Consider the following 2267-nt stretch of genomic DNA (forward strand, 5'->3'; position numbering starts at 1 on the left):
TGAAGGCAAGGAAAATGAAAATGAAATGTTAACATTTAAATACGACATACTTGTGAAAGAGGATAAAGAAAATCCAGAAAATAATGAAATAGTAACAGTTGACTTTTTTAATAGCACTTTAGACATGGAAGGTGATGTAAGGCCGCATGTTAAAAAGGCAATAAAAAGATACAAGACATATGAAACAAGGGCTGAGAATAAGGTTGGGACAATAATAACATGTATATGCAAAATGGGAAGTAATGAATATTATTCAAATGGTAAGTTACATAACTCAGTAAGACTCAAACTAAGTTGGGATGGTGTAAGTAAGCAAAAGAACATTGGGGCTAACTGGAAATCACATGTATATATAAAAGATATTATTGAAACAGAAGATAAGGTTATAGTTAAAGGCCTTGTAAATGATTATATGACTCAAAAATCAATATTAGGATATAATGTTGATCTGTTTATCATAGATGAGGAGTTACAAAAGGCTTTTTTAGATACTTTTAATATTGGGGATATTATTCCAATGGAGGGTAATGTTAATCAAGAAGTTGTAGAAGTAGATATTTCAAGCATGGATTTAGATTCTTTAGAAGTTAAAGGGATTGGATCTGCAAGAGATGCTATTATAAAGGAAAATGAAAAAAGGAAGTATATTCGTGAGAATGGATTAAATAGGGTTGTTAAATATTACAACATAACTGGGGGATATGAAGCATTAGATAGCACAGATGGGACACCTTTTACAAAATATAAGATAAAGGAAATGATAGATAAACTTAATAAAGATCTAGAGAAGTCTAAGTTAAGTGATATTGAAAAAATGGAGTGGTTGCAGATCAAGAAGATGAAGAACTACCATTTTAATAACTAGGGGGAGTATAGTATATGAGCGAAAAAGAATTAAAAATAGATTTAAATAGCGAACTTGAAAATCTAAAAAAAGATATAGATAGAAAAGACGGATTAGATTCAATAAAAAGGGAAATAAAGCAATTAACAAAAACTATAAATGAACATAATAATGTTTTAGAAAAATTAAGCAAGTACATAGAAGAATCGAATACTGGGACATTACCAGGTATGGTGATGAGTGAAGAGAACGTTGAGATTATCAAAGCTTTAGTTGCTGCTAATGGAGAGATAGAAAGTATAGAAAAAAATAGCAAAAATCCGTTCTTTAAAAGTGATTATGCCAATTTAGATGATATCCGTACTGCATTAAGACCAATACTTCATAAGCATAATTTAACAGTGACTCAATCTATACCCGATGCAGGTAATGGAAAATATATGTAAAACAATGCTAATGCATATTTCTGGACAATATATTGAGTCGAATATTTTTCCGCAGAACCTGAGAGAAGAAATATTCAAGAGTATGGATCATTAAGTACTTATTTATGCAGATATGGATTAAATAGTTTATTTGGTTTGGCTTTTGCAAAGGATGATGATGGGGATGAAGCAACAAGTGTCGTTGAAAAACTAGAAGCAAAAAAGCCAACAAAAGTTAAAAAAGGAATAGGAAGTTTATAATTAATTTGATATAAAGGGAGGTTTTTATATGGCAAGAAAATGTAAATGTAGAATATGTAAGGCCTCCCTAACTACAGATATTGCCTATAAAGTAGTGAACAACTCTAATAAAAATGAATATTACTGTAGCCAAAAAGAATATGAAGATTTTCGCAGTCAAATAGAATACAGGAATAAGTTCAGTTTGAAACTCGATGATATATTTGGAGGAGATCCAATTATAAACAATTATAAATGGATTTTATATAATCAGATAAGTGGTTATTCAAATGAAGAAATTTATAATTGCTTATTGGTCAAGGAAAAGGATATAGAATGGGCATTGTCTACTAAGTTAGTTGGGGAGAATGAGACTTCACAATTAAGATATATTTTTGGAATTTTGAAAAATAGTATAAGAGATACTTCGAAACAGCTATATATGATAAGAAATAATAATAAAAAAATAGAGCAAATAGAAAATAGTTATATGGAAGAAGATAGAGATGAAGAAATAATTGTAAATAAAGTTGAAAGAAAAGGTTTAATGAGTAAGCTTAAGGGGATTCTTTAATGGGAATAGTCGAAATAACAAAAGGCAGGACATCAACTGAAAGATTGGTAGTTAGCTGCTTAATGAAAGATTTATCTTTATTTGCAGATACAAATCTTAAAGAGGATGATTTCAAGGATAAGAAAAGTGCTTTTTATTATTCAATAGCAAATAAGATGAGTATTGGATATAGAATATTCGATGA

At 29.4% G+C, this 2267-nt stretch carries 3 protein-coding genes and 1 pseudogene; all 4 read left to right on the forward strand.

Annotation, left to right across the window (positions count from 1 at the left end):
• Window positions 1-865 (forward strand): hypothetical protein (locus tag T473_RS18725; protein WP_024622612.1); only part of this gene is annotated, 865 nt, incomplete at its 5' end.
• Between the two features lie 215 nt (window positions 866-1080).
• Window positions 1081-1530 (forward strand): annotated as a pseudogene (locus T473_RS19335) (ERF family protein).
• Window positions 1531-1558: 28 nt separating this feature from the next.
• Window positions 1559-2083, forward strand: coding sequence for a hypothetical protein (locus tag T473_RS0115415; protein WP_024622474.1), 525 nt, complete (start codon window positions 1559-1561; stop codon window positions 2081-2083).
• The coding region (locus T473_RS0115420; protein WP_024622614.1) for a hypothetical protein at window positions 2083-2267 on the forward strand (185 nt) is incomplete at its 3' end. The genes T473_RS0115415 and T473_RS0115420, both read left to right, overlap by 1 nt.

The organism is Clostridioides mangenotii TR (assembly GCF_000498755.1).
Lineage (GTDB): Bacteria > Bacillota > Clostridia > Peptostreptococcales > Peptostreptococcaceae > Metaclostridioides > Metaclostridioides mangenotii_A.